The organism is [Zimmermannella] bifida NBRC 103089 (assembly GCF_001570925.1).
In the GTDB taxonomy this organism is placed as follows: Bacteria; Actinomycetota; Actinomycetes; order Actinomycetales; family Microbacteriaceae; genus Gulosibacter; species Gulosibacter bifidus.
The window spans coordinates 245,392-272,226 of sequence record NZ_BCSP01000002.1 but is presented as its reverse complement, the minus strand read 5'-3'; the positions used below and the strand labels follow the sequence as shown (position 1 = coordinate 272,226).

Below are 26,835 nucleotides of genomic sequence, written 5' to 3'. Positions count from 1 at the left end.
TTTACAACAGTCCTATCTAACAGACACCCGTCGCGGCCTTGAGTGCGTCCCGGAATTCGGTCATACGGTTCTCCTGGTTGTAGAACGGCAGCCCGATAATGCGGTAATCGGTGTTGTCGACATAGACGGTGTGCGGGATCGCGTTCTGCTCGATGGCGAGTAAGAAGTCCTCCTTCCACTTGTCAGTTTCGAGCAGGTGCGTGCCCTTCGGTTCCACGTAGAGCTGTTGCTGTTTGTAGGGCTGTCCCTTCTTGCGCAAGAAGAGGAGGAAGTCGGGCTCGAATCGCTCGCCGGTCTCGAACGAGTAGATGGCCAGCGGCGCGAGCCTTTCGTTACGCACCAGATAGACCTCGTCGTAGCGCTGCTTGAGGTCGTCGACAACGGTTGAGAAGTATTTGACGAAGGACTTCTCTTCGCTAGTGCCGTAGTTGTCGTTGTAGACATACCATTCAGCGCTCTCAAGGTTGACGCGACGGCTGGAATCAGGATCGCTAATCTGGCTGGTGCCGATCCCACCTTCGACCGGATTCGCGATCTGTAGGCGCTTGTTGCGTAGCACTTCGTTCAATCGTTTGGCTTCGAACTGGTGCGTGCCTCGGTAGGTGACCTTGATGCCTGCCAAGTAGCTGGCGACGGCTAGGAACACCTTGTCCAGGCCCGCCCGCAGATCGGTCGCGGTGAGGTCTTCCGTGTCGCTTTGGAAGGTGATCTCAGTGTCGCCTAGGTAGTCGCTAGACGTGATGAACTCACGGGCCGAGTTCAGATGAGGGAAATAGTGCTTAAGCACCTCGAAACGCAGTGCGTCGTAACTTGCCAACGATCCCAAGGCCACGTTCAACGGTATCTCGCTGATCTTTCGGCGGATCGTATGAGCCTTCGGGCTCTTGGGCGCATCTGTTTCCCCGCTGTCAGTCTCGAAGAGGCTCACAAGCCGGGAAGGTGCGTGTCGGACGTCGAGCTGATAGATCGCAGACTTCACCCGGTTATCCAGCTGGGTGACCTCCTCGCGGGAGACTTCCTCGCGGTGGTTACTGAACACCATCGCTTCGTGGTAGAAGTCTGTCTGTTTGAACGCCGGTTTGAGTTCGTAGGTAACTTCGGTGACTTCGTCGGGAAGCAAGCCTGTTTCACGTAACGCGAGGCGAAGCTCGGTGATGTACTTCGAGTCTTGCTTGGAGTGGTAGAGCAGGGTTTCAAGGAGTCGGTTCGGGCTATCAAGATCCTGATCGTACTTCCGGACGAACCTGTCCTCTTGATCACGTTCGATGGACTCATTCTCGAGCATAAACGGGAAGTAGCGGGCTCCGCGTCCGATCAGTTGCGCTTCCTTGATCGTGTACGCGCCGGGTTTTCCTGCTTTGCCTCCCTGCCGTGTTTCGTAGAGACGCACGATGTCGTAGAGGTTGAGAACGTCCCAGCCTTCGTTGAGCATGTCGACTGTGAAGATGATTCGATACGGGTTGGAGTGATCTTCGAGCGAGTTCACTGCCAGTTGCTTCTCCGTTGAGTTGTCTGTGGAGCGGTTCATGATGATGGCGTTTTCTTCGGCGAACCCTTGCTGGATACTCGATCGCAGGGAGCGCAAGCTCGGGTCCTTCGCTTGGAAGTAGCTAATCGCCTCTTTCATCAGACCGTCGGTGGCCATCTCGAGGATCTCGTTCTCGGTGAGTCGTTGGAGTCGCTGGAAGAACTCGTTGTAGAACGCTTTAGAGTCATCGATCCTTTGCGATTTCAATAGCACCACGGGCTTCGAGAAGACGCCGCCGTCGGCAAGCAGCGCGCGACGATACTCCGACAAGACAAGAGCTTGAAGAGTTCTACCCCATGGGTCGAGGACAGACTGGAAGTTCTGGAAGTCCTTGGTAAACCCGGACTCGCGGAACCGTGCCAGGGGGTAGTCGAAGACGATCTTGTCTTTGTACTTCTGCAGGATGTTACGGTCACGCAGATCGACAGTCGCTGTGAACTCCAACAACACATTGTCCCGGTTGCCCAGGAAGGCTGAGCTGACCGTGTACTCCCACGAGCGGTCCTCCTCGTCTTCAGCCTTCGTTGCCCTCTTGGTGCGCGTATTCACGTGGTGCGACTCATCCGAAATCATCACCACGGGTGCATCCTCGAAGTCATCGGTTGTGAGCGCATCTTCCTTCGGGTCGAGGAAATCCAGATGCAGCTTTTGGGTCGTCGAGAAGCAGAGGTTGATTGCGTTCGGGTCGGCCGCAGCAAAGTTGCCGACCTCGTTGATGGGAACCCGCATGCCGTCGATCTCGATTGACTCCGCGAAGAGATACTTCGCTGAAGCCGAGTCCAAGAAGTTGGCTTTGGTCTTCTCGATGATGTTCGTTTGGTTCACGAAGAACAGGAAATTACGGTAGCCGAGCGAGTAGTAATGCAGGATAAGGCCAGCCATCATCACGGTCTTACCTGAACCCGTCGCCATGTGATAGAGGAGATGGGTCTGGCGGTTCTTCGACAACTTGTCATTGCTCAAATACTCGAGCGTATTTGAGAACGCATGCGCTTGGTATTCACGCAGCTCGATGTGAGGGGCGAGATTCTGCTCGATGTGTGTGGGTAGCTCATGTCGCGCCCCGAAGTCATAAAAGAGATCGAGCTGCTGGAACAGAAACATGTCTTGGGTACTGGGGACGCTCATTATTCGCCCTTCTTGTAGAAGGACTTCGTGAACGCAATGTCACCCTCTGAAAGGCCTAATTCTTCGTCGTCAACATCAGACGCATTGATGTACAAACGATTCTTATCGATCAACTCTGCTACGATCTGCCTTTGCCTCTCAACCGTGAGCGATTCAAAATCTGTAGCCGTACCTTTCAGTTCACTCGGCAGTACGGAAGGGCGAAGCAAACCACGCTCGGTTGCACGATCCAGCACTGCCGCTACGTCAGCAGTTCCATGGGCATCCTCCAGTCGTCTCATAAGCTCTTCGCCTTGTTCGGCCAGTTCCACATAAACGAACGAGCCGCCACCTTTCCAGTTGTGAGCTTTTGAAACTCCGCTCTGCTCTCCATCGATAACCGCGCGTAACCGAGGGACCGTAATAGTCTGGATATACTCCATCTGTTCAACGCCAATATAACGACGCCCCAGTTTGTGCGCGACCGCAGCTGTCGTTCCAGAGCCAAGGTGAAAATCCATAACGAGATGACCCGGCTGAGAAAACATCTCGAGGTAAAACTGGATATATGCTTCAGGCTTCTTTCCATTCCTGAACGAAACGCCACCTTCACTATTCACAATGTTGTATTCCTTCACGAAATCAACGAAATTGGGGTACGGCTTTAGCGTCACGTCGCTGCTTAGCGGTTGACCCGGGTAGTAGAAGCCATTCTTATTGTTCCCCTGAGGGAGCTCAAAGATTCTGAAGTCGCGGCCGTCATCACCCATGTTAGGTACCGCGAATACAGTTCCCTTCGGGTATTTATCAATAAATGGTTCAAGGTGTGCGACATAAAATCTCCCACTTGAATTCTTTTCGCGGATGCTCCCACGAATAGACATGGACTTAAGCCCGCCCGCATGGCCGACTGATCTTGTTTTCTGCACTCGATCCGGAAAATAGACCTTGACTGATTTTCCGGCCAGCGTGAGTTGATCATTGGGTTCACCGAGGAACTCGAAATCGTACTGATAATCATCAGTAGTCTTCTTAATCTCTCTCTTTGGAACTTCAAATGATGGTGACTTGGAATAGATCAGGGTGTACTCGACAACGTCATTGAATCTCTTATCCCCAGTCAGGCTTCTATCGGGATGCCGAACTAGCGTATTCATGTCAAACTGGTGGCACTGCTCAGAGAATATCTCGTCAGCGACTACGCGCAGATAAGGGTACTGGTGAAAGCTGCACTGAATAAGTATGACACCGTCTTGAGATAGAAGCTTTCTGGCAAGCTCCAGCCTATTTTTCATAAAGACAAGCCATGAGGAGCGACTAAACCGGTCGTTGTAACCAAAGCTGTCAGATCCGGTGTTATACGGCGGATCGATGTAGATACACTTAACCTGGCCTTCGTATCGCTCTAGCAGCGAGCTCAGTGCGAGCAGGTTGTTACCTTTGATGAGGAGGTTTTCGTTCTCATCAAACTCTGTCAGGCGTTCCTCCCCTTCTGCTGTATATCGAGTCGCATTACAGAAAGCTTTCGGTGCGAGGAGCCTGGCCACCTCGTCTGGAGCGAGAGTTTCGTTGTAGAAAACCTCGTCACGGCGCTCGTCTTCTTTGTCTTGGCCGCCTTCAAGCACGCAGTCCTTGTATGGCCACACCAGCGTAACCTCGCTCGAGGCTGAGATGAGGTCGTGGTCGTTGGCTGAGAGACCGATTTTGTTTCGGTAGGCCGTGTAGCTGTCAGGTAGGAATTCCTTAGAGTTGACCACCCACATGAATTTCTCTTGGTCGAAGATGGTGATGCCGTCGACGATTTTGAAGAAATGCTCTTTGAGAATGGGGGCTGCCGCTAGGCTGCGGATTAGCGTGGCATCGAGCTGTGAAACGGCGTCGCGAACTCGTGGTTTGAGTAGTTGGCCGTCCTGTGAAACGAAGCGCTCATCGCTCTTGAGCACAGCTTCGAGTTCTTGTAGGAAATTCATTGTTCTACCTCTTTCTTGATGGTTTCGGACGTGGTTCGCCGCTGGTTGTTTCGTGTTGAGGGAAAAGATTGGTTTGCGTGAGACATCGCAGTGAATGCCTCGTTGTATCTGGACCGGCGATCGAAGCGACTATTACTCGATTCTGAGATGGCCGCGCAATTTGCCAGCAGGCTTTCTCGGCGGCATGCAACATGCTGGCTCATGTGTCTTCTTCTCCTTTCTCTTTGTCAGCGGGCAAAACCTCGACGATGTCTGCCATTTGGCAGTCCAGCGCTCCGCATATTCGTGCGAGCACTTGTGTTGTCACTGTCTCGTCGCATCCCATCTTGGCGATAGTGGCGCTTGAGAGGCCGGTTGCTTTGCGTAGGTCTTGTTTTGTCATGTCTTTGTCGATGAGGGTTTCCGGCTCTTCGCGTTTCGGAGTGCGTAGTTGACCATGGGGTGGGGTTCGGGGTGGCACAACATATAGGGGTCCTGGCCGGTACAAGATGAGAGTTGCGAAGCTTCCATCCAACCGAACCAGGACCCTACTGTGCAGCCTACTACTGGCAACCTCGTCGCCGACACCATCTGCCGGACCGCCGAGATCGGCCTGACGATCACCGGTGCCGCCGACGCCGGAAACATCACCATCATCGACACCGCACCAGTAGCGGTGCACGATACCTGCCCCGACTGCGGGCACCCCGGCAAGCTGCGGGATCACCCCCGCCGTCGGCTCGTCGACCTGCCCGTGGTGGGGTTCCCGACCCGTCTGCACGTCCGCGTGCCCCGCTTCACCTGTACGAATGGCTTCTGTGGCAGGAAGATCTTCCAGGCCACACTCAGCTGCGCCGATGACGGAGCGAAACTCACCCACCGGGTCACCCGCTGGATCCTCCAGCGCTTGACCATTGACCGGATGAGCGTGTCTGCCACCGCCAAGGCACTCGGGGTGGGATGGGAGCTGGTCAATCAGGTCGCACTCGATGCCTGCCGCAAGCTTGTCTACGACGACCCGCACCACCTCAACGGAGTACGTGTCCTCGGTGTGGATGAGCACGTATGGAAGCACACCCGAAAGCCAGGTCAACCGTCGAACCTGGTGACGACCATTGTGGACCTCACCCCGCTGGTGGATGGGCGGGGGCCTGCCCGTCTACTGGACATGCGTCCCGGCCGCAGTGCACAGGTGCTGCGCGGCTGGCTGCAGGAACGTGACCCCGGCTTCCGCAGCCAGGTGCAGGTGGTGACCATGGACGGGTTCACCGGCTACGCCAGTGCTGTGGACCAGGTCCTCCCGGACACGACCAAGGTGATGGATCCCTTCCACGTAATCCATCTGGCAGCCGACAAACTCACCGGGTGCCGGCAACGACTCCAACGTGAGACCACCGGGCGCCGGGGCCGTAAGGATGATCCGTTGTACAAGTACCGTCGCACCCTGTTGACCAGGACGAACTACCTCACCGAGCGGCAGAAACAACGCCTGGACATGCTGTGGGCCACCGACGATGACTACGTGGCACTCGAGGTCACCTGGATGTTCTACCAGGACCTGATCACAGCATACGGGCACCCGCAGAAATCGGAAGGCAAGAAGTTGATGGAACGGATCATCACCACCCTGCGCAAGGGAGTACCGAAAGGTTTGGAGGAGCTCGCCCAACTGGGACGCACTCTGTGGCGCCGGCGTGAGGATGTCCTGGCGTACTTCGATATCGGGGCGTCCAACGGTCCGGTCGAGGCGTTCAACGGACGGCTCGAGCACCTGCGGGGAATCGCGCTGGGGTTCCGGAACCTCAACCACTACATCTTGCGGTCACTGATCCACTCCGGCCAGATACACAACCGGATCAACGCACTCTAAATCGTGAAGAGCCCGTTACGGCCTCAGTGTCGCCCGCTGGGACACCGCTGCCTATCAATTCATCGGCGGAGTCACACTCGCGGGCGCACTCGACAGCGCCGCGGCACACCTGCGCAACGCCGTTGATCCCCATCCACTCGTGGAACTCGCTCTCACCAACCAGCACCTGATCGTAGTTACCAACCTCGCCGGCTCCGCCCCCATCAACATCGAATGGTCGTGCCCGCTGAGGATCGTAGGTGGTATTCGCCACGAACCACGCTGGAACCAACGCGGCCGCATCACCATCGCATTTACCGATGGCAGCCTCGTACGTCTCATCGCCGGGTACGTATTCCCCGGCAAAGCCCGCCGCTTCGTTGAAGCCAGCCGCACCCTCGGGATTCCGTCGTAGCTACGACACTCGAGCCCAGGCCCAAGAGCCTCGGCGCACGCGGCCACACGGGTTCCCGTACACCACACAACTCCAGAAACAACTAACGCCCGGCACAAGGCCGGGCATCAATCATTCGTGGACCTGACGGGACTCGAACCCGTGACCCCCTGCATGCCATGCAGGTGCGCTACCAGCTGCGCCACAGGCCCCGAACTCACTCGCGTGAGCAACTCCCCTACTTTACGACTAACCACCTGCAGAACGCAAATCGAAACGCATCCAATTTGCCGACGCATCCAACGCGCAACAGCGCCGCAAGCAAATTAGCCATCGACCTCGGCAACAGACCGCTCAGCGCGACGCTCCCGCCAGATCCCAATCAGCATTCGAACCAGCAACACCCCCGAGAACGCCGCAAACAACATGTTCGCCACAAACGGCGACATATCGCGCAGTAACGCCACTCCAACGGGCGCCGAAACCGCCGCAATCACGCCGATCAACAGCGCGGCCCGCACATCCACGTTCTTACGTTTCGCGTTCGCAACCGTACCGCTCAGACTCGTGGCGATGATCATCAGCAACGAGGTGCCCTTCGCCATGAGGTCACTGACACCAAAGCCCATCATCATGATCGGCACAACGACCATGCCGCCGCCGATACCCAACAGTCCCCCGCAAACACCCGCAACGAAACCGGCCCCAACCAGCGCCGCAGCACCCACCGGCGTGACCTCAACGGCCCCGCCGCGCACCGGTGCTTCGAGGAACATCGACGCGATCACCGCGAGCAAGAAGACCACATAAAACCAGTGCACCGTAATCGGCCGCACCTTCGACAGCACCCACGAACCCACAGGGGCACCGACAATCGAGCCAAGTGCCAACAAACCAGCGATCAGCACGTGCACATCGCCCTGCGAACCGTACGCGATGACACCCGAAATCGACGGAATCAGAATCGCCAGCAGCGACGTACCCGAAGCGAGTTTGATGTCGTATCCGAGCAAGAACGTGAGCGCCGGCACAACCAGCACCCCACCGCCAAGACCGAACAGGCCCGAGCACAGGCCCACCAGTACGCCCACCAGCACCAACACCACGAGGTTCCGACCGGGCAGTGCTGAGGGTTTGGCAGTCATACTAAAAACCTACCTGGCTTTGGCATCGACCCGCATCTGGTGCGTGTGCAGCGAACTCAGCTACGCAACGACAGGCGGCTCCACAACAGGCGGCTCAGCGCCCCAGTGACAGGTGCCGGTGACCGCGAGCAAACTACTCGGTGGCAGGCGCCGAGTCACCGGCAGCAGCCTCGTCAAGCCCCAGCGGCACGACCGGCGCATCGCGCCACAGGCGTTCGAGGTTGTAGTACTCGCGCTCTTCTTCGTGGAAGACATGCACAACCAGGTCGCCAAAGTCCAACAACACCCAGCGGCCAAGGTCGGTGCCTTCGCGGCGCAGCGCCTTCAGGTCATATCCCTCGCGCAGCTTGTCTTCGATCTCTTCAGCGATCGACAGCACCATGCGCTCGTTGCGGCCCGATGCGATCAAGAACACATCGGCGTACGGCAACGTCTCGCTCACATCCAGGCCAACGAGGTTCGTCGCCTGGCGTTCATCCGCAGCCTTGGCTGCTACCTGGGTGAGTTCGATTGCGCGTTCAGTTGCCGTCATGCTCTACACATCTCCAAAGTTGTGGTGACAAAAAATCAAATAGTGGCGGCAGGATGCACCGCATCGGGCAGCCGTTACAGGCTGCGTTGTTGGTCGGGACGATACAGGCGATTCTTGGCAATGTACTGCACCACACCATCGGGCACGAGGTACCAGACCTGCATACCCGAGCGCACGCGGGCGCGGCAGTCGGTCGATGAAATCGCCAGCGCCGGAATCTGCAACACCGAAACCTGCTCGGGCGAAAGACCCGTCAAGTCCAAGTCGTGGCCGGGGCGAGTAACCGCCACAAAGTGCGCGATCTTGAACATCTCCTCGGCGTCTTTCCACTCGAGGATCTGCGCCATCGCATCAGCACCGGTAATGAAGTACAGGTCGGCGTCGGGCAATAAACGATGAAAGTCGCGCAGGGTATCGACCGTGTAGGTGGGCCCAGGCCGATCAATATCCACGCGGCTCGTCTTGAACCGTGGGTTTGATGCGGTTGCGACCACCGTCATGAGGTAACGGTGCTCGGCCGGCGTCACGCCCGTCTTCTTGTACGGGTTGCCGGTCGGAACGTAGTACACCTCATCGAGGTCGAAGTACTGCGCGACTTCGCTGCCGGCCACCAAGTGGCCGTTGTGAATTGGGTCGAACGTGCCACCCATAATGCCAACCCGGCGGCGACGTTCCGCCACAGGCTGTGCGTCCTCGGATGTCACGAGCGACTCAAAAGCGTCTTAGTGGCCAGCTTCGATGCTGCCAGCCGACGAGTTACCGTCGGACTCAACAATCGGGTGACCCGGGTGACCAACCGGCTCGTACTTAGCTACGGTCGGGTTAACGGGGTGGCTTTCGCTCATGTTACGGAACGAGAACGTTACTGCAAGCAGCGCGATGAAGATCACGAGGGTGATAACACCGAAAACAACCGGCGGGAACCACATGTGGCCTGGGGTGATCTCAACGATCTCGGCAGCCTGAACTACTGGAAGCAACATCATGACCACCATCCTAGCGTGCATTCTCGTCGTCGTGGCCCGCATCCGCATTCGCTGCGGCTGCGGCCTCGCGCTGTTGTTGGTCGGCAACCAAGTCGGCGTCCTGCCAAAGTCCGGCGCGACGCTCCTGCTCGAGCTGCTCACGCGCAGCCGCCTTTGCATCCATCCACTCGTGGTAGGCAGCCTTACGTTCCGCGCGGGTGGCGCGGGTGCGCTCTTCCAGACGCGGGTCGGTTCCGTGCGCCGTCATGACTTCGGCAGCGGATGCGAGGGTCGGTTCCCAGTCGAAGATCTGGCCGTTTCCGGCACCGATGACGACCATTGACCCTGCCTGCGCACCGGCCTTGACCAGCGCATCCTCGATGCCCAGCTTCGCGAGACGGTCGGAGAGGTAGCCCACAGCTTCGTCGTTAGCGAAGTCGGTCTGCGCCACCCAGCGTTCGGGTTTGCGGCCCAGGATGCGGTAGATCGTGCCGTAGGTACCGCCTTCGGTGCGGATCTCGAACGGCTTGTTGTCGACAGCGCGTGGACGCACGACGATGCGTTCACGCTGGTCGGTTTCTTCGGCACGCTCGGCACGGCCCTGCTCGACCAGATCGCCCAACGCGAAGCCAAGCTCTCGCAGGCCCTCGTGGCTGACGGTCGAGATTTCGAACACCCGGAAGCCGCGCGACTCGAGATCGGCACGAACGAAGTCTGCGAGTTCACGCGCATCCGGCACATCAACCTTGTTGAGCGCGACGAGCGCAGGACGTTCGGTAAGCGGAATCTGACCTTCGGGAACTTCGTACGAGTCGAGTTCGCGCAGGATAATGTCGAGGTCGCTGAGCGGGTCGCGCCCAGGTTCGAGCGTGGCACAGTCGAGCACGTGCAGCAGCGCTTCGCAACGCTCAACGTGGCGCAGGAACTCAAGACCGAGGCCGCGGCCTTCACTGGCGCCTTCGATGAGCCCTGGAACGTCGGCGATCGTGAAGCGGTGGTTGCCGGCTTCGACCACGCCAAGGTTTGGGTGCAGGGTCGTGAATGGGTAGTCGGCGATCTTTGGCTTTGCGGCGCTCATTGCCGCGATCAGGGAGCTCTTACCGGCGCTCGGGAAGCCTACGAGCGCGACATCGGCCACGACCTTGAGTTCGAGCACGATCTCGGCTTCGTCTCCGGGAACACCGAGCAGCGCGAAGCCTGGCGCCTTGCGCTTGCTCGTTGCAAGCGCTGCGTTCCCGAGGCCACCAACACCGCCCTGGGCGGCAACGTAGCGAAGCCCCGGGGTGTCGAGGTCAATGATGACCTCACCATCGCTGTCGCGAACGACGGTACCGACCGGCACCGGCAGCTCGAGGTCGGCCCCCTTCGAGCCGTTGCGGAAGTCGCCCATACCGAAGCCGCCGGATTCGCTGCGCTGGTGCGGCGAGTGGTGGTACGTGAGCAGCGTGGTCACGTTCGGGTCCGCAACCAGCACGATGTCACCGGCGTCGCCACCGTTACCGCCGTCGGGCCCGGCGAGCGGCTTGAACTTCTCGCGCTTGATCGACATGCAGCCGTTGCCGCCGTCACCGGCGCGCAAATACAGGCGCACCTCATCTACGAACGTGGTCATGGCGACTCCTTATTGTCGTGGGTCGAACCTAGTTTGCTTCGTGATCGTGGCAATTCACTCGAGGGTGAACGCGGGTTCGGGCAATAACTTGCACAAAAATGCGGTTATGTTGCGCTCACAGCCTCATAAACGCGATTTTGAGCAAGTTACTACCGCTTGGCTCGAACGCAGCGCTCTCACCGCACGGTTCGGCAGCGGTTCGCGAGTTATGAAACGAAAAGAGGGGCGGAGTTCCGCCCCTCTTATTCGCCAGCTTGCGCTGAGAAATATGTTCAGCAGTGTGCACTGCCGAAGTCGTGTTCAGGCTATTCAGCAGCCGAAACGATGTTGACTACCTTGCGGGTACCCTTGTTGCCGAACTCGACCGTACCGGTCGACAGAGCGAACAGGGTGTCGTCGCCGCCACGTCCAACGTTAACGCCCGGGTGGATACGGGTGCCGCGCTGACGCACGAGAATCTCGCCGGCGTTGACTTCCTGACCAGCAAAACGCTTCACACCGAGGCGCTTTGCGTTCGAGTCACGACCGTTCTTGGACGAGCTCACGCCCTTCTTTGATGCCATGAGAAAATGCTCCTCGGATTACTTGATGTCAGTGATCTTGACGCGGGTAAGCTCCTGGCGGTGGCCAATACGCTTCTTGTACCCGGTCTTGTTCTTGTACTTCTGGATACGGATCTTGGGGCCGCGGAGGTCTTCGAGGACCTCAGCCGACACGGTGACCTTGGCGAGCTTCTCAGCGTCGGTGGTGACAGTGTCACCGTCAACGAGCATCACCGCGGGCAGGGTTACCTTGCCGTTGTCGTCAGCGACGACGCGGTTCATGGTTACTACCGAACCGACCTCGACCTTCTCCTGACGACCGCCGGCGCGCACTACTGCGAATACCACTTCAGTTACCTTTTCTCTGTGCTCACTCGTGAGAGCAAGCGAACGAATTTCCCGGATTAACCGGATCTACGTGTCCCGGCACGCGGGGCAACTCGCGGCATCGGCCGCGGTGCGTCATAAACGTGCAACAGCGACCAACTTTAGCCGAATCGGTGCCACAGCGTCAAGCGCCCCGCGTGCCGAATCTGCCACGAGCTGTGCGAACGAGCTACTCGTCGTTCGTATCCGATGCCTCAGTCGAAATCGTGCCAGTCGTCACGCGACGACGGCGCGGCTTCTTCTTCGGCTGTGCGGCGACGTCAGCAGCGTCCGAAACCGCCGGCGCCACCTCCCCTGCCGCGCGAGTCTGCACCGCTGGTGCGGACTCCTTAGCGGGCGCCTGTCGCGCCGCCGAGCTTCCCTGCGAGGCATCTGCCCCGCCACCAGCAATCTGGTCCAGCGCTGCGTCAAGCGACGCGAGCGTTGCCGATGCATCGGTGTTATGACGTGCGCGGCGCTGCTTCGGCTCAGGCAGTTCCAGCCCGAGCAGGGTTGGTTCGGATGCGGTCGCGGCGTCGCCGGATCCAGCGTCGCCGGATCCAGCGTCGGCCGTCAGCATGTCCGTGCTGACACGACGGCGACGCGGCTTGCGGCCAGCCGAGCTTTCCTGCTGCTGGGCGGCAGGTGCTTCCCGCGAGCGCGACTCCGTAGTGTCGCGGTGCTGGGAGGCTTGCTTGTTCTGCGTGGCGGGTTCGTTCGTGCGGTTACCGCCTCGGACCTCAGCAGACGACTCGCTCGGCGCGGGCTCGTTGGCGTCACGGTCGGAACGCGACCCCTCGCCCTGCTCGCCGTTGCTGCGCTGCTCGTCGCGTGCATCCTGGTTCTTGCCACGACCACGACGGCCGCGACGCGAACGCTTGCGGCCACTATCGCGCGATTCCTGGTCACGCGAGTCACGCTCGTTCGATTCAGGCGCTTCGCCTGCGGCCGCGAGGACTTCGCTGCCCGACTTGCCTGCTGCAGCAACCTGAACGGCCTTCGCCAGCTTTTCGGCGGCGTCGTTCGAGTCGTTCGACTCGTCCTTTTCGGCACCGGCAAGCGTGGATGCGGCGATCTTCGTCAGCGCGCTGCGGGCATCGTCGGTGATTTCGTGGGTCGAGCTCTGCGAACGCGACTGCTTCTGGTTGTTGCGGTTGCGGCGACTCGACTTGCCCTTGCCACTGGACTGACCGCCCTGGAATACGGGCTCGCTGTGCACGTGAACACCGCGACCGAGGCAGCTGCTGCACGGTTCCGAGAACGTTTCGAGCAGGCCAAGGCCGATTTTCTTACGAGTCATCTGCACCAAACCAAGGCTGGTGACCTCGGCAACTTGGTGCTTGGTGCGGTCGCGCGAGAGACCTTCGAGCAGGCGGCGGTGAACCAGATTGCGGTTCGATTCGAGCACCATGTCGATGAAGTCGATCACGATGATGCCGCCGATGTCACGCAGGCGCAGCTGGCGGACGATCTCTTCTGCAGCTTCGAGGTTGTTTTTGGTGACGGTCTCTTCGAGGTTGCCGCCGGAGCCGACGAACTTACCCGTGTTCACGTCGATCACCGTCATGGCCTCGGTGCGGTCGATCACGAGCGAACCACCCGAAGGCAAGAACACCTTGCGTGCGAGCGCCTTTTCGATCATGTCGTTAACGCGGTGCTGCGCAAAAATGTCGTCGCCGGTATAGCGCTCGACGCGGTCGAGCAGGTCTGGCGCAACCTGGCCCAAGTAGTGCTTGATCGTGTCGCTCTCCGACTGCCCCTGAATGATCAGCTTCTGGAAGTCCTCGTTGAAGACGTCACGAATGATCTTGATGAGCATGTCGGGCTCGGCGTGCAGCGTCTGCGGCGCCTTGGCGCCAGCACCCGAACGCTTCTTGATGTCTTCCCACTGGCGCATCAGGCGCTCAACGTCGCGCTGCAGCTGTTCGTGGGTGGCGCCTTCGGCGGCCGTACGAACGATTACGCCGACGCCTTCTGGCAGCACCTCTTTAAGGATCTTCTTGAGGCGCGCACGTTCGTTCTCGGGCAGCTTGCGGCTGATGCCGTTCATCGTGTTGCCGGGAACGTACACAAGGTAGCGGCCAGGCAACGACATCTGGCTGGTCAGTCGGGCACCCTTGTGACCGACCGGATCCTTGGTGACCTGCACGAGCACGCGGTCGCCAGGCTTGAGCGCGTTCTCGATCTTGCGCGGCTGGTTCGGTCCGAGATCCGATGCGGCCCAGTCGACCTCGCCCGAGTAGAGCACAGCGTTGCGCGCCTCGCCGATGTCAACGAAGGCGGCTTCCATGCTTGGCAGCACGTTTTGCACGCGACCGAGGTACACGTTGCCGATAAGCGATACGTCTTCGTTGCGGGCAACGTAGTGCTCAACGAGCACGTTGTCCTCAAGCACACCGATCTGTACGCGGTTATTCATGGACCGCACGAGCATGGTGCGGTTGACCGCTTCGCGGCGAGCCTGGAACTCGCTTTCGGTGACGACGGTGCGGCGGCGACCAATGTCGCGGTTGTCGCGACGACGGGCACGCTTGGCAGCAAGGCGAGTCGATCCCTTTACCGCCTGTGGCTCGGTGATCTCCTCTTCTTCGTCATCGTGCTCTTCGACGCGGGTGTCGTCCTGCTGCGGCTGCTCCTGCTTGGCGTTGCCACGACGGCCACGACGGCGGCCGCGACGGCCACGCGAGTCTTCTTGCTCTTCATCCTGCTGCTCGTCGCGACGGTTGCGACGTTCGCGCGACGCCTCGGGCATCGGCGGCAGATCGGGCTCGAGGAAGAATAGGGTGCGGTTGGTGATGACGGCCGGGATGCGCGGGTCGCGCTTGTCGGCATCGCCCTTAGCGTCGTCGGCCTTGCTCTCATCAGATTTGGTGCCGTCAGCCTTGTCCTCGGCGTCTGCCTTGGTTTCGTCGTTCTTCGAGTCGGCCGCCTTCGTCTCGTCGATCTTCGGCTTGTCGCTCTTAGCCTTGTCGCTCGGGGCGTCGGCTGCGGCGTCAGCGCCAGCAGCCGATTCGCTCGCGGACTGTTCATCAGCCTGTCCCGACTCCGAGTCAGCCTCAGCGGTGGCGGCTACGGCAATGGCCGCAGCAACGTCGGCGTCAGCGATTGCTGCTGCATCCGCTTCAGGTTCGTTCGCTTTGCTCTGAGCTTCGGCGTTAGCGAAGTCGCCTTCGTGAGCGTCAGCAGGGTGGTCGCCAGTAGCCTGCGTCGCAGCCTGTTCGGCAGCTGCGGCCTGGTCGCTAAAGGAAAGATTCGTCTCGTTGTGTTCTGCGGATTCGGTATTCGGGTTTTCCACCGTCACGGGGTGCTCCTGAGTGTCCAATGGTCGCGTTTGCGTTCCCATCAGACCGTCTTGGCCGCGGATCTGCCGCGGGAATTCTGCTCGCCGGTAATTGGCCTTGCCGCAGGGTGCGGCGTGGAGTCGGTGCTCCGAAAGTCTTTGTGCGTTTTTGCGCTCTCGTAGATTATCGCACGCGCTTCGACAATGTCTCGAGCTCCCTTTCCACAGGCCGCCGCTGACGCCGAGTTATCCACAACTTTTGGTTCGCAAGAATCGCACGGTCTGAATCCGACTACCAATGAGGTGCCACGGGTTGAACGCTGGGAGGAGGCACCTTGGCCAGCGAGATCACGAACGACACCGACCAACGTCTCACGGTCCTACTGATGCAGCAGCACGGCGTTGTCACGTTTGCGCAACTAGGACAGGCCGGAATCGGCCGAAGTCACATCGAGCGGCTTTGCTCAGTTGGCGCATTGGAACGCGTCCGCCGCGGGATATACGCCAATACTGCCAACCTCGACCCGATCGGGCTCGCCAAGCGACACGGTGGCGTACTCACGTGCCTTTCGGCATTGAAATACCTCGGAATTTGGACGCCACATCATTCGGAGCTTCACGTTCGTACCGCCCGGTACAAGCAGTTGATTGGCGCCAGCGGACATACCCTGCTCGGAACACCGTTGCCGCTCGACGGCATTGACGTGTTCACCGAAGCCATACGATGCGCCCAACGATGTTGTACGCGGGATGAGCTCGTCGCCATTCTTGACAGCGCGATCGCCCAGATCGGACGTGACAACGTGGAACTCAGCCTGGGCGCGATCGAAGGCAAGCTGCTGAGGGCCTGGGAGCTTGCGGGCGAGCGCGCTGACTCGGGAGTGGAGTCATTGCTTCGCGTGCGTCTGCGTGGGATGCGGCTTAAGCACGTAATGCATGCCCGAATCGGGAACTACGAAGTTGATGCGCTTGTTGGCAGCTACTTGGCGATTGAGGTCGATGGCTTCGCCTACCACAGCGCTCAGGCAGAGTTTCGGCGAGACCGTGAAAAGGATCGATTCCTGGCGGCCAAGGGCTTTACGGTGCTCCGCTTTACCTATTGGGAAGTCGTAGATGAATGGGAACGATGCTCGGCTTCGATCTTGGCCATGGTTCGGGCGAAACGACACCGCATTCCAGGGCGGATGGCGGCCTGATGCCTGTGCTCCTAGCTCGCAGCAAATTAACTTGCTCAAAATCGCGTTCATATCGCTGCCAGAGCAACATGACTGCGATTTTGAGCAGGTTAGTTCGTACTCCAAGCGGTTCCCTCCATGGCTGTGGATAACTCGGTGACGACGTTGCCTAGATCAGCTACCTTGCCCTGCAGTTTGGTTGTTGGAGGGTGAATGAAACGACAGTTCCTAGCGATTGCCAGCGCGGCAGCAATCATTTTCGGATGCACCGGGTGCACGGTGGATGCGACGCAGACCGCTGCGACGACGGTTCCGTCGCTCTCCCCCACAGACGGCGCGGCACCGACACCAACGCTGATGTCGGACGAAGAAGCGCTTCGAATTGGGGTAGAGACGTTTGATGCGCTTCTCGCGGCAGAATCGAACCTGGTCAACAATCCCGAGTACGAGTTGGCACTTATTGAAGACCTAACTACAGAATCGCTAGCCGACTACAGAGCGGCTCTAAGAGACCACGCTCAACAGAACTACACCGCACATGGTCAGCTGAAATCCCATAATTCCGAATTGCAAGGCGTAACGGCCGACGAGATCACCTTCTACACATGCATAGACCTGTCCAAGGCGTACGTGACTAACCCAGCGGGGAACGTAGTCGGGGGCGACCGAACCGGCAAAGTCGCTTCAGTACTTGTGCGTTTGTCTCTTGGTTCTGACGGCAAATGGCGAATTGATGGAAAAGACAAATGGACCGCTACAAGTCGCTGCTAGTCGTAGGACTCATTCTGTTGCTGACGTCGCTCAGTCCTTGGGCACCAACTACCCCTGCGTCCGGGAGCCCGTGTGAGGGTGACACATTCATGTTCGATGTTTGTGCAGGGACTGACGGCACATCCGTGGACGTGACCATTACGGATACGCAAACAAGCCCTGGCGGCAGCTATGACGCATCCGACGAAAACAGCGACAACACAAACGACGCCGGCGGCGAAGATTTCACCGCTTCCCCCGCCGACCCCAATGCGCATTGCGAGGCGCTCGTCGGCAAGGGCTCGCAACGCTGTGTCAGCCGCATCCCCCGCACACGCCCTCAGCCGGTAAACGACGCGCCCGCCCCACCACCGCTACCGAGCACCATCCAGGTCAGCGCACTCGCAAACATCGCACCCCACACCGCAACCCTGCACATGGAACCAAACGGCTGGGCAATCCTTGGCCGACCGGTCAACTTCTGGACCGACGCCAAACGCCACACCCAGAACGCTACTGTCCTCGGTCACCAGGTCACCATCACCTTCACGCCCGACCACACCGTCTACAACTACGGCGACGGCACCACCCAAACCGCGTACGAACCCGGCGGCAGCTGGGCCGAACTCGGAGTCCCCGAACTCACCGACACCCACACCAGCCATCGCTACAGCGAAAAGACCACCCACAGCGCAACCGCGACGATCCACTACCGTGCCACGGTCAATGCAGCCGGCCGCAGCATCCCAGTAGCCGGCACCATCAGCACCACCACAAACGCCCTCACCTTCCAACAATGGGAGGTCGACATCCACCTCGTCTCGCCATAAGCCATGACCGGCAGGTGCCCCAGCAGCAACGCACGCAACGCAAACGGGGCGATCTGTCCAAAGCCAAACCACCCCGATGCGTATCCGCTCGCGCGCCGTCAGACGCGCAGACCGTTACTTAAACCAGATTGCAAGCTCGCGCTCAGCCGAGAGCGTCGAGTCTGAACCGTGCACCACGTTCTCGATTGCAGCGGTTCCCCAGTCACGACCGAGGTCACCACGGATCGTGCCCGGAGCCGCCGTCGTCGGATTCGTCTCGCCAGCAAGCGAACGGAAACCCTCAACAACACGGTCACCTTCAACACGAATCGCAACCATTGGCCCCGACATCATGAACTCCAGCAGTGACGGGAAGAACGGCTTGTCGACGTGCTCCTCATAGTGCTCACGAAGCAGCGACTCGTTCGGCTGCACAAACTTCAGGTCAACAATCGAATATCCCTTGCGCTCGATGCGCGCGATTACTTCGCCAATCAGGTTACGGCGAACGCCGTCGGGCTTTACAAGAACCAGAGTCTGCTCAGTCATTCCTACTCCTCAATATCTGCCGGCCGCGTTCGCAACAGGCTCAACACGACGCTACTTGCTTGAGCTTTCCGCAGCTTGGGCACGTTCGTACTCGGCGATTACCGGTGCACGCTCAGCATCAATCTTGCCGCCGCGCACCATGCAGTACAACCAAATCGCCAAGAACAATCCGCCAACAACGTACATCGCACCGTTCACGAGACCGGCCATCACCAGAGCGAGGTGCAGCGCCAACACGTACCAACGACCCCAGGAAAACCGCAGCACGTAGACGCCCACGAGCATCAGCACGATGAACAGTGCCGCTCCACCAAGTGCAATCCACGCCGGCAGCGCCCGCAAACCAAAAATCGCCAGCCCACAAAGCCCGACCGAGAACACCTCAAAAATCAGCAGCAGGGATCCGAGCTGCTCGGTAATCGTGCGATATCGCTTCGCCATTATTGTTCCGTTCCGTCCCAATCAAACCCGCCAAATTCATCCGCACCCGAGCCCCCATCGGCCGAGTCTCCCGCAACAGCCGAATTAGCACGCCACTCCTCGGCAGCCGCAAGCGCGGCCGCCTCACCGATCAGCGTCACCGAACCAGTCACGAGCACACCCGCGGTCCGCGCCGGTGCATCACCCGCGGCCTCCTCGTTCAGGGCTTCGGCCTCGGAGCGAGCCAACAACAGCGCATCCTCGGCGTTCGACACGACCTCGACACGCAACAGCTCGGCGCGCTCGTCACCAATCGCATCCCGCACCAAATCGGCCAACTCGTACGCATCAATGGCGCGCGGTGAATCGGACTGCGTCACAATCACTCGGTCGGCAATCGCCGCCAGCGGCTTCACAATGCCCGACACGTTCTTATCGCCAAGCACGCCCAACACGAGCGTGAGGTGATCGAACTTGTACGTTTCGGTTACGGCCTGCGCCAAGTGTGCGGCACCGTGCGGGTTGTGCGCCGCGTCAATAATGACCGCGGGGTTCGTGCCGATGAGATCGAGACGGCCAGGCGAACGCGCCTGCCCAAGTCCGGCTTCAACCGACTCTTCGGGAAGCGCACGCTCGCCGCCAAAGAAGGCCTCAACTGCGGCAACCGCTAGCGCCGCATTGTGCGCTTGGTAGTCGCCCGCGAGCGCCAATGGAATCTCGCGGTACTCACCCACGATGCTGCGCAACGAAATCAGGCGGCCACCGACGGCCATCTGGTCGCCGGTCACCGAGAAGTCGCGCTCTTCCACGAAGAGCTTCGCGTCTCGCAGCTCGGCCGCGCGCTCGATCTCGGCCAGCGCTTCCGCCGGCTGTGATGCGGTGACCACGGCAGCTCCGGGCTTGATGATGCCCGACTTCGTGCGGGCGATCTCGCCGAGCGTCGAACCGAGGCGTGCCTGGTGGTCCAGCGCGATCGGTGTAAAGACCGAAACCGCACCGTCGGCAACGTTGGTGGAATCCCACTCGCCGCCCATGCCAACTTCGACAACCGCAACGTCAACCGGCGCATCCGAGAAACACGCGAACGCGAGCACCGTCAGCGCTTCGAAGAACGTCAAGCGAGGCTTACCCTGCTGCTCGAGTTCCGTATCCACAAGCGAAAGGAACGGCTCAATATCGCGCCAGTTCGCAACCAATCGCTCGTCCGAAATCGGCGCACCGTCAATGCCGATGCGCTCGTTCAAGCGAACCAGATGCGGCGACGTCAGTACACCCACCCGCAGGCCGTGCGCCTGCAAGAGCGATGCCGTGATGCGCGCCGTCGACGACTTACCGTTCGTACCGGTGATGTGAATCATCGGCCAAGCACGGTGAATGTCGCCGAGCAGTTCGCAGGCGCGACGAGTCGCATCCAGGCGCGGCTCGGGCTGGGCCTCGCCCACGCGCTCCATGAGTTCGTCGAAGACGCGGTCAGCCTCGTATTCCCAATCGGTTTCTTCGAGGCGACGGCGCTCGGCCTGTTCGCGTTCCGACAGCAGCACGACCTCGTCGGCGAAGTCTTCAGCGAAGTCTTCGTCGTAATTGAGGGCGTCGTCGAACGGGGCGCCGCCCAGCAGCTTCAGCAGTTCGTCAGGCGATAGCTCTCCCGAGTTGCCCTGGCCATCGGCCGCGTCCCGAGCGTCGTACGACTCATCGGGCGACTCGTTGTTGCGTTCGCTCATGCCTTTGCTACCTCAATCTTCAGCGCGCCATAGCTGTGCGGGATGGATGCGCGTTCCGGGTCGACGTCGAGTCCACCGGTCACCGTCACGCTCAGCGCGAGGGTTTCGGATGCGATCAGCTCAGTTTGTGCGCTCAGTGCCTCGAGCGACGCGTCGTCACATGCCAGCTGCAGGTTGATACGGTCGCTGACCTCGAGACCGGCAGCCTTACGTGCATCCTGGATCGCGCGGATCGCGTCACGAGCCACACCTTCGGCCGCGAGTTCGTCGGTGACGTCGGTGTCGAGCACAAGGATGTCTCCGGAGTCGAGCAGACCGAGAACCTCGTTGCCCTGCGCTTCGGCGATCTGCAGATCAACTTCGTATTCGCCGTCTACCAGGGCGATACCGCCAGCAATAACGGTGCCGTCAGCGTCGATCGACCAGTCTCCCGACTTCGACCCCTTGATCGCTTGCTGCACCTGCTTTCCAATGCGAGGACCGGCCGCGCGAGCGTTTACACGCAGCACGCGCGAGACGCCGTAGGCAGCCGAGGCTTCTTCAGTGCGCTCGGCGAAACGAACTTCGCGAACGTTGAGCTCGTCGGCGATGATCGACGCGAACGGTTCGAGTTCGGCGACGCGCGTGGTGAGCACGGTCAGGGATGCGAGCGGCAAACGGACGCGCAGGTGGTGCTGCTTGCGCAGCGCCTGGCCGTTCGAGACCACGTCACGGACCGCATCCATCGAAGCCACAAGCGCCGTGTCTTCGGGCAGGTCGTCAACGGTCGGCCAGTCGGTCAGGTGCACCGAACGTTCGCCGGTGAGCCCCTGCCAAACGGCTTCGGTGAGGAACGGCGCGAGCGGCGCAGCAACACGGCAGAGCGTTTCGAGCACGGTGTAGAGCGTGTCGAATGCTTCGCGCGAAGCAGCGTCCTGCGCGTCGGTACCAACCCAGAATCGGTCGCGCGAACGACGCACGTACCAGTTGGTGAGTACGTCGGCGAAGTCACGCAGTCGGGTCGTGGCGTTGGATGCATCCAGCGCGTCGAGATCGGCTTGTACCGCGAGCACCGTGTCGCGAAGCTTCGCGAGAATGTAGCGGTCGAGCAGGTCGGTCGAGTCGGTGCGACGCTGCGCTTCGTAGGCCGGGCCTTCCGGTCCATTTGCGGAGTTCGCGTAGGTGGTGAAGAAGTAGTAAGTCGACCACAGCGGCAGCAGGAACTGACGCGTGGACTCGCGAATACCCTCTTCAGTCACGATCAGGTTGCCGCCGCGAAGTACCGAGCTTGAGAGCAGGAACCAGCGCATCGCATCCGAACCGTCACGGTCGAACACCTCGTTGACATCCGGGTAGTTGCGCAGCGACTTCGACATCTTGCGACCGTCGGAGCCGAGCACGATGCCGTGCGCTACGACGCGCTCGAATGCCGGGCGACCAAACAAGCCCGTGGACAGCGCGTGCATGACGTAGAACCAACCGCGGGTCTGGCCGATGTACTCAACGATGAAGTTCGCCGGCGAGTGGGTGTCGAACCATTCGCGGTTCTCGAACGGGTAGTGGCACTGGGCGAACGGCATCGAACCCGAGTCAAACCACACGTCGAGCACGTCAGGGATGCGACGCATCATCGACTTGCCGGTCGGGTCATCGGGGTTCGGGCGTACGAGCTCGTCGATCGCCGGGCGGTGGAGGTCGGTCGGGAGCACGCCAAAGTCGGCTTCGAGTTCGTCGAGCGAACCGTAGACGTCAACGCGAGGGTAATTCGGGTCGTCACTCTTCCACACCGGGATCGGGCTACCCCAGTACCGGTTGCGCGAGATCGACCAATCGCGAGCACCCTCAACCCACTTGCCGAACTGGCCGTGCTTGACGTTGTCGGGCACCCACTCGATCTGCTCATTACCGGCGAGCATGTCCTCGCGGTAGTCGGTGACCTTCACGAACCAGCTCGAAACCGCCTTGTAGATCAGCGGGTTCTTGCAGCGCCAGCAGTGCGGGTACGAGTGCACGTACGACTTCTGCTGCAGCAGGCGGCCGTCGGCCTTGAGCTGCTGGATCAGCGGACGGTTCGCGTCGAACACCTGCTGCCCGGCAACCGGTGTCACGACGTCGAAGAAGCGACCGGCTGCATCCACCGACAGAATTGTGGGGATGCCTGCCGCGTCACAAACGACCTTGTCATCCTCACCGTAGGCCGGGGCCTGGTGCACGATGCCGGTACCGTCCGAAGTGGTGACGTATTCGGCGACGAGGATCTGCCACGCGTTTTCGGTGCCGTACTCTTCGCTGGCAAAGAAATCCCACAGGCGCTGGTAGCGCACGCCCTCGAGCTCGGCACCCTTGACGGTGCGAGTAACTGCGGCAGCCGCATCCTTGCCCTTGGCGTAGCCGAGATCCTTGGCGTAGGCGTCGAGCCGGGCGGATGCGATCAGGTAGTTTGCTTCGCCCTCGGTAGCGCCGTCGGCAGCGCCCTTGGGGCCAGCCGGTACGACCACGTAGTCGGTCTCGGGACCAACCGCGAGCGCGAGGTTCGTCGGCAGTGTCCAGGGCGTGGTGGTCCAGGCGAGTGCGCGAACGTCGGTGAGGTCGAGTGCGGATGCGCGTTCTCCGACAAGCGGGAAGGTGACGGTTACCGTGTTGTCCTGGCGGTCTTGGTAGACGTCATCGTCCATGCGCAGTTCGTGGTTCGACAGCGGGGTTTCGTCGTGCCAACAGTATGGGAGCACGCGGAAGCCTTCGTATGCGAGGCCCTTGTCGTAGAGCTGCTTGAACGCCCAGATAACCGACTCCATGTAGGAGATGTCGAGGGTCTTGTAGCCGTTTTCGAAGTCGACCCAGCGTCCCTGGCGTTCTACGTAGTCGCGCCATTCCTGCGTGTAGCGCAGCACTGACTCTTTGGCGGCGTTGTTGAATTCACCGATACCCATCGACTCAATGTCTTCTTTGGTGTTGATGCCGAGTTGCTTCATTGCTTCAAGCTCGGCGGGCAGGCCGTGAGTGTCCCACCCGAATACGCGCTTGACCTGGTGGCCGCGCATGGTGTTGTAACGCGGGAAGACGTCCTTGGCGTAGCCGGTGAGCAGGTGGCCGTAGTGCGGCAGGCCGTTGGCGAACGGAGGGCCGTCGTAGAAGACCCATTCGGGGGCGCCTTCGCGCTGATCAATCGAGGCGCTAAACGTGTTGTCGGACGACCAGAACTTGAGGACCGCTTCTTCGATGGTGGGAAGTTGCGGAGTGGGCTGAACTGCGCCTGGGCCGAAGGCAGACTTCGGGTACGACATGCGGGGGCTCCTGGAGGTTGATGTGCCGACTGGCTGCTCCGGGGACGCTTGCGCGCGGTACCACCCCGATTACGACGGTTGTCGTCTCTCGTTCGTTGGCGATGACGGGCCAGCCCCGTTCGGTTCTACTTGGCAGGATGCGGTCCCGCGGTTCTTCCGAAGACTCCCCGTTGATAGCGGATCACAGTCGATGGACTCATCCTAGCGTGCAACCGCGACGCCGAACACCCAACACCCCGCGCCCGTTCCCGCACTGCGTTGGGGCCGACTTTGCACGGTTCACGATCTGAATACTGTGCAAAGCCGGCCCCAAATCGCTCATGACCCCAAATTTTGGGCCAACTTTGCACAGTCGACTCACCAGTAGCAGTCACTCACCCGCCCCTCGAAACTGTGGATATCGCGTTATCCACAGTTTCGAAACCCAACCGCTCGCGAGACTCGTTCCCGCATACGGTACGAAACGTGTCGAGACCTCCATCACCGCTACCACATTCACTACCCGCCACCGGCTTCACTTGTGCGCAAGCCCGCGCTGTCGGCATTAGTCGGAGCCGGCTCCGTGCATCAGACCTACACTCCCCGTACTGGGGCATACGTGCAGCCACTCGGACGTTAGACCCAATCGCTCGAATTCGTGCGGCCGAACCGCTCCTCACACACGGTCGTGCATTAGGCAGCATTAGCGCGGCTCAATTTCTGGGGCTTCCATTGCCTCATCACCTACGTGACCACGAGAAACTAATCGTTGCATCGCCCGCTTCCACGCATCGGATCAAGCGCAACGGGATTCGGTCTATCCGCATCCGGGACGACCGTTTCGAAACTGTCCGCTTCGATGGGATTCCGCTACTCGCGCCAAAGACTCTCGCAGCTTCGCTGGCGCGAGACCTTTCGCCGATGGAACTCACCGTTGTTCTCGACGCGATGCGCAGTGGTGCGGCGAACTACCCAGGCCGCCGGTACCTTCCCCAAGCATTGCTTGACCCCCGACAAATCCGCAGCCTTCCTGGACAATTTGCAGGCATGCATGGCATTGCGACCCTTCGTACCGCTTGTGCACTGTCTGCAGACGGCGTCGAGTCTCCAATGGAGACCGTCTTGCGAGTACGACTAATCGAATCGGGGTTTCCGGTACCCGAAGTGAACTCGACAATTCAGTTGGGCAATGGCCGATGAGTCCGCCCCGATTTGCTGTATCGCGAGGCTCGACTACTCCTGGAGTATTTGGGTGATCATCACCGTACCGACCGCCCCACATGGGAGCACGACATCGAACGTTCCAGAGACCTCGCGGCTGCTGGATACATTGAAATACAAGTAACGGCGAGCGATCTTCAAGAGCCCCGTTTCAGCCGCTTGGTATCCCGCCTACGACAGCTACTGTGACGCATCCTTTTTATCTAGCGAGCAATGCTGCGTTGCAGAGCCCATTACCAACACCGCCAAAGCGGGCCTTAAGCACTTTCCGCGAACACAGTTAAGGCCGACTTTGCACGGTTCATCACGTGGATACTGTGCAAAGTCGGCCCCAACAATTGGGTTACGCGGATGCGCGGGGGTACCCCGGGGCGCGCGGGGTTAGGCGGATGCGCGGGGTGCGCGGGGCTACGCGGATGCGCGGGGCGCGGGAATGCCCTGCTTCACCTGGTGCGGTCCTGATGCCGACGGACGCACGTCGAAGTCGAAGATCGCCGTCGGTAGGTACACGGTTGCGCAGGAGTTCGGGATGTCCACGACACCCGAGAACCGACCTTCAATCGGAGCCGCACCCAGCAACAGGTATGCCTGCTCGCCCGAGTATCCAAACTTCTTGAGGTAGTCGATCGCGTGCAGGCAGGCGCGCTGGTACGCGAGTTGCGAATCCAGGTATTTCTGCTCGCCCTCAAGCGTCACCGACGTTCCCGAGAACGCCAGCCACTCGCTGAATCGCGGCTCAACCTTGCCCGGCATGAAGATCGCGTTTTCCGATACACCATAGGTCTCCATGCCGTTCTTGATCACGTCAACGCGCAGCTCAATGAAACCGCTCATCTCGATCGCACCGCAGAAGGTGATCTCACCATCACCCTGCGAGAAGTGCAGGTCACCAACCGACAGGTTGCCGCCATCCACGAACACCGGGTAGAACACACGCGAACCCTTCGAAAGGTTCTTAATGTCCTGGTTACCACCGTTTTCACGTGGCGGCGCGGTGCGCGCACCTTCGCTCGCGATTCGGTCGAAGTCCGCTTCAGCAACGCCACCGAGGATTGCACCGTTCGGCTCCGGTGGCAGCGCCAGTGGTGGGACACGGTGCGGGTCGGTCGCGATCAGGTCGCCTTCACGCTTATTCCAGCGCGCCAAGAGCTCGGCCGAGGGCGCAGTACCCATCAGACCCGGGTGGATGATGCCTTCAAACGCGACACCAGGGATGTGACGGCTCGTGGCGACCTGGCCAGTGAAGTCCCACACGGCCTTGTATGCATCCGGGTACTGCTCGGTAAGGAAACCGCCACCGTTGTGCTTCGCGAAAATACCGGTGTAGCCCCAACCTTGTCCGGCAAGGGGGCCTTCTTCCATCGGGATCGGGCCGACATCCAAGATGTCAACGACCAACAAGTCGCCGGGCTTTGCACCTTCAACGCGAATCGGCCCGGTGAGCTTGTGCACCTCGTGCAGCGGCGCATTCAAGATGTCTTCGGCACTGTCATCGTTCTTAATCGCACCGTCAAACCATTCACGGCAATCCACGCGGAACGAGTCGCCCGGCTTCACCGAAATTACCGGCGGGATCTCTGGGTGCCATCGGTTGTGGCCAAGCTTTTCCTGCTCGGTAAACGGCTTGGAGGAGTCGAGGGGGAAGAGATTTTCTGGCATGAACGTTTTCCTTTCATGGC

21 protein-coding genes and 1 tRNA gene are annotated in these 26,835 nt (G+C 60.1%); 5 read left to right on the top strand and 17 right to left on the bottom strand.

The window, feature by feature from the left end; all coding sequences use genetic code 11:
• Positions 1–16: 16 nt before the first annotated feature.
• The 3 genes from ZBI01S_RS03360 to ZBI01S_RS03350 all read right to left on the bottom strand — a co-directional run bounded on the left by ZBI01S_RS03360 (position 17) and on the right by ZBI01S_RS03350 (position 5,065).
• Entirely contained in the window at positions 17–2,632 is a 2,616-nt protein-coding gene (locus ZBI01S_RS03360; protein WP_222822356.1) for a DEAD/DEAH box helicase family protein, read from the bottom strand.
• A gap of 23 nt (positions 2,633–2,655) precedes the next feature.
• Positions 2,656–4,605, bottom strand: coding sequence for a DNA methyltransferase (locus ZBI01S_RS03355; RefSeq protein WP_066056320.1), 1,950 nt, complete (start codon positions 4,603–4,605; stop codon positions 2,656–2,658).
• A 199-nt stretch (positions 4,606–4,804) separates the two neighbouring features.
• Positions 4,805–5,065, bottom strand: a complete 261-nt coding sequence (locus ZBI01S_RS03350) for a helix-turn-helix domain-containing protein (protein WP_281173215.1) — start codon at positions 5,063–5,065, stop codon at positions 4,805–4,807.
• Between the two features lie 72 nt (positions 5,066–5,137).
• Between ZBI01S_RS03350 and ZBI01S_RS03345 the strand changes: the two genes are divergently transcribed.
• Together ZBI01S_RS03345 and ZBI01S_RS03340 are read left to right on the top strand one after the other, a co-directional pair.
• On the top strand, positions 5,138–6,454 hold the full coding sequence (locus tag ZBI01S_RS03345) for an ISL3 family transposase (protein WP_066056313.1): 1,317 nt from the start codon (positions 5,138–5,140) through the stop codon (positions 6,452–6,454).
• A gap of 139 nt (positions 6,455–6,593) precedes the next feature.
• Entirely contained in the window at positions 6,594–6,848 is a 255-nt protein-coding gene (locus tag ZBI01S_RS03340) for a hypothetical protein (RefSeq protein WP_066056310.1), read from the top strand.
• A 118-nt stretch (positions 6,849–6,966) separates the two neighbouring features.
• On the opposite strand, the gene ZBI01S_RS03335 is transcribed toward ZBI01S_RS03340, so the two are convergent.
• The 9 genes from ZBI01S_RS03335 to ZBI01S_RS03295 all read right to left on the bottom strand — a co-directional run bounded on the left by ZBI01S_RS03335 (position 6,967) and on the right by ZBI01S_RS03295 (position 15,290).
• Positions 6,967–7,039 (bottom strand) — tRNA-Ala (locus ZBI01S_RS03335).
• Between the two features lie 114 nt (positions 7,040–7,153).
• Entirely contained in the window at positions 7,154–7,972 is an 819-nt protein-coding gene (locus ZBI01S_RS03330) for a sulfite exporter TauE/SafE family protein (protein WP_066056307.1), read from the bottom strand.
• Positions 7,973–8,105: 133 nt separating this feature from the next.
• Entirely contained in the window at positions 8,106–8,504 is a 399-nt protein-coding gene (rsfS, locus tag ZBI01S_RS03325) for a ribosome silencing factor (protein WP_066056304.1), read from the bottom strand.
• A 74-nt stretch (positions 8,505–8,578) separates the two neighbouring features.
• Positions 8,579–9,184: a nicotinate-nucleotide adenylyltransferase gene (gene nadD, locus ZBI01S_RS03320; RefSeq protein WP_083524469.1), complete on the bottom strand. Its 606-nt coding sequence runs from the start codon at positions 9,182–9,184 to the stop codon at positions 8,579–8,581.
• 42 nt (positions 9,185–9,226) lie between these two features.
• Positions 9,227–9,490 carry a hypothetical protein gene (locus ZBI01S_RS03315; RefSeq protein WP_159421369.1) on the bottom strand — a complete coding sequence of 88 codons (264 nt, stop codon included), beginning with the start codon at positions 9,488–9,490 and terminating at the stop codon, positions 9,227–9,229.
• Between the two features lie 10 nt (positions 9,491–9,500).
• Positions 9,501–11,081: a GTPase ObgE gene (gene obgE / locus ZBI01S_RS03310; RefSeq protein WP_083524460.1), complete on the bottom strand. Its 1,581-nt coding sequence runs from the start codon at positions 11,079–11,081 to the stop codon at positions 9,501–9,503.
• 305 nt (positions 11,082–11,386) lie between these two features.
• Complete coding sequence (rpmA, locus tag ZBI01S_RS03305; protein ID WP_066056295.1) at positions 11,387–11,644, bottom strand: 50S ribosomal protein L27; 258 nt, start codon at positions 11,642–11,644, stop codon at positions 11,387–11,389.
• An 18-nt stretch (positions 11,645–11,662) separates the two neighbouring features.
• Positions 11,663–11,971, bottom strand: a complete 309-nt coding sequence (rplU, locus tag ZBI01S_RS03300; RefSeq protein WP_066056292.1) for a 50S ribosomal protein L21 — start codon at positions 11,969–11,971, stop codon at positions 11,663–11,665.
• Positions 11,972–12,179: 208 nt separating this feature from the next.
• On the bottom strand, positions 12,180–15,290 hold the full coding sequence (locus ZBI01S_RS03295; protein WP_245610521.1) for an Rne/Rng family ribonuclease: 3,111 nt from the start codon (positions 15,288–15,290) through the stop codon (positions 12,180–12,182).
• 314 nt (positions 15,291–15,604) lie between these two features.
• Between ZBI01S_RS03295 and ZBI01S_RS03290 the strand changes: the two genes are divergently transcribed.
• The 3 genes from ZBI01S_RS03290 to ZBI01S_RS03280 all read left to right on the top strand — a co-directional run bounded on the left by ZBI01S_RS03290 (position 15,605) and on the right by ZBI01S_RS03280 (position 18,024).
• Positions 15,605–16,465, top strand: coding sequence for a type IV toxin-antitoxin system AbiEi family antitoxin domain-containing protein (locus tag ZBI01S_RS03290; RefSeq protein ID WP_066056289.1), 861 nt, complete (start codon positions 15,605–15,607; stop codon positions 16,463–16,465).
• A 192-nt stretch (positions 16,466–16,657) separates the two neighbouring features.
• Positions 16,658–17,215, top strand: coding sequence for a hypothetical protein (locus ZBI01S_RS03285; RefSeq protein WP_066056287.1), 558 nt, complete (start codon positions 16,658–16,660; stop codon positions 17,213–17,215).
• Between the two features lie 89 nt (positions 17,216–17,304).
• Positions 17,305–18,024, top strand: coding sequence for a hypothetical protein (locus ZBI01S_RS03280; protein WP_159421368.1), 720 nt, complete (start codon positions 17,305–17,307; stop codon positions 18,022–18,024).
• 114 nt (positions 18,025–18,138) lie between these two features.
• On the opposite strand, the gene ndk is transcribed toward ZBI01S_RS03280, so the two are convergent.
• The 5 genes from ndk to fmdA form a co-directional block, all read right to left on the bottom strand.
• Entirely contained in the window at positions 18,139–18,552 is a 414-nt protein-coding gene (ndk, locus tag ZBI01S_RS03275) for a nucleoside-diphosphate kinase (RefSeq protein WP_066056280.1), read from the bottom strand.
• Between the two features lie 51 nt (positions 18,553–18,603).
• Complete coding sequence (locus ZBI01S_RS03270; protein WP_066056278.1) at positions 18,604–18,993, bottom strand: DUF4233 domain-containing protein; 390 nt, start codon at positions 18,991–18,993, stop codon at positions 18,604–18,606.
• A complete protein-coding gene (locus tag ZBI01S_RS03265) occupies positions 18,993–20,693 on the bottom strand; it encodes a bifunctional folylpolyglutamate synthase/dihydrofolate synthase (RefSeq protein WP_083524458.1) in 1,701 nt (566 codons plus the stop codon). The genes ZBI01S_RS03270 and ZBI01S_RS03265 overlap by 1 nt, the downstream gene beginning before the upstream one ends.
• Positions 20,690–23,956: an isoleucine--tRNA ligase gene (gene ileS / locus ZBI01S_RS03260; protein ID WP_066056275.1), complete on the bottom strand. Its 3,267-nt coding sequence runs from the start codon at positions 23,954–23,956 to the stop codon at positions 20,690–20,692. Before ileS ends, ZBI01S_RS03265 begins: the two co-directional genes overlap by 4 nt.
• Before the next feature lie 1,608 nt (positions 23,957–25,564).
• Complete coding sequence (gene fmdA, locus ZBI01S_RS03250; RefSeq protein ID WP_066056269.1) at positions 25,565–26,815, bottom strand: formamidase; 1,251 nt, start codon at positions 26,813–26,815, stop codon at positions 25,565–25,567.
• Between the last annotated feature and the right edge of the window lie 20 nt (positions 26,816–26,835).

Coding starts and splice junctions, on each gene's coding strand:
- ndk (WP_066056280.1), bottom strand. CDS start 18,552: ATGACTGAGCAGACTCTGGTTCTTGTAAAGCCCGACGGCGTTCGCCGT.
- ZBI01S_RS03315 (WP_159421369.1), bottom strand. CDS start 9,490: ATGATGTTGCTTCCAGTAGTTCAGGCTGCCGAGATCGTTGAGATCACC.
- rsfS (WP_066056304.1), bottom strand. CDS start 8,504: ATGACGGCAACTGAACGCGCAATCGAACTCACCCAGGTAGCAGCCAAG.
- fmdA (WP_066056269.1), bottom strand. CDS start 26,815: ATGCCAGAAAATCTCTTCCCCCTCGACTCCTCCAAGCCGTTTACCGAG.
- obgE (WP_083524460.1), bottom strand. CDS start 11,081: ATGACCACGTTCGTAGATGAGGTGCGCCTGTATTTGCGCGCCGGTGAC.
- ZBI01S_RS03280 (WP_159421368.1), top strand. CDS start 17,305: ATGTTCGATGTTTGTGCAGGGACTGACGGCACATCCGTGGACGTGACC.
- ZBI01S_RS03270 (WP_066056278.1), bottom strand. CDS start 18,993: ATGGCGAAGCGATATCGCACGATTACCGAGCAGCTCGGATCCCTGCTG.
- ZBI01S_RS03355 (WP_066056320.1), bottom strand. CDS start 4,605: ATGAATTTCCTACAAGAACTCGAAGCTGTGCTCAAGAGCGATGAGCGC.
- ZBI01S_RS03360 (WP_222822356.1), bottom strand. CDS start 2,632: ATGTTTCTGTTCCAGCAGCTCGATCTCTTTTATGACTTCGGGGCGCGA.
- ZBI01S_RS03330 (WP_066056307.1), bottom strand. CDS start 7,972: ATGACTGCCAAACCCTCAGCACTGCCCGGTCGGAACCTCGTGGTGTTG.
- ZBI01S_RS03285 (WP_066056287.1), top strand. CDS start 16,658: ATGAAACGACAGTTCCTAGCGATTGCCAGCGCGGCAGCAATCATTTTC.
- ZBI01S_RS03265 (WP_083524458.1), bottom strand. CDS start 20,693: ATGAGCGAACGCAACAACGAGTCGCCCGATGAGTCGTACGACGCTCGG.
- rpmA (WP_066056295.1), bottom strand. CDS start 11,644: ATGGCATCAAAGAAGGGCGTGAGCTCGTCCAAGAACGGTCGTGACTCG.
- ileS (WP_066056275.1), bottom strand. CDS start 23,956: ATGTCGTACCCGAAGTCTGCCTTCGGCCCAGGCGCAGTTCAGCCCACT.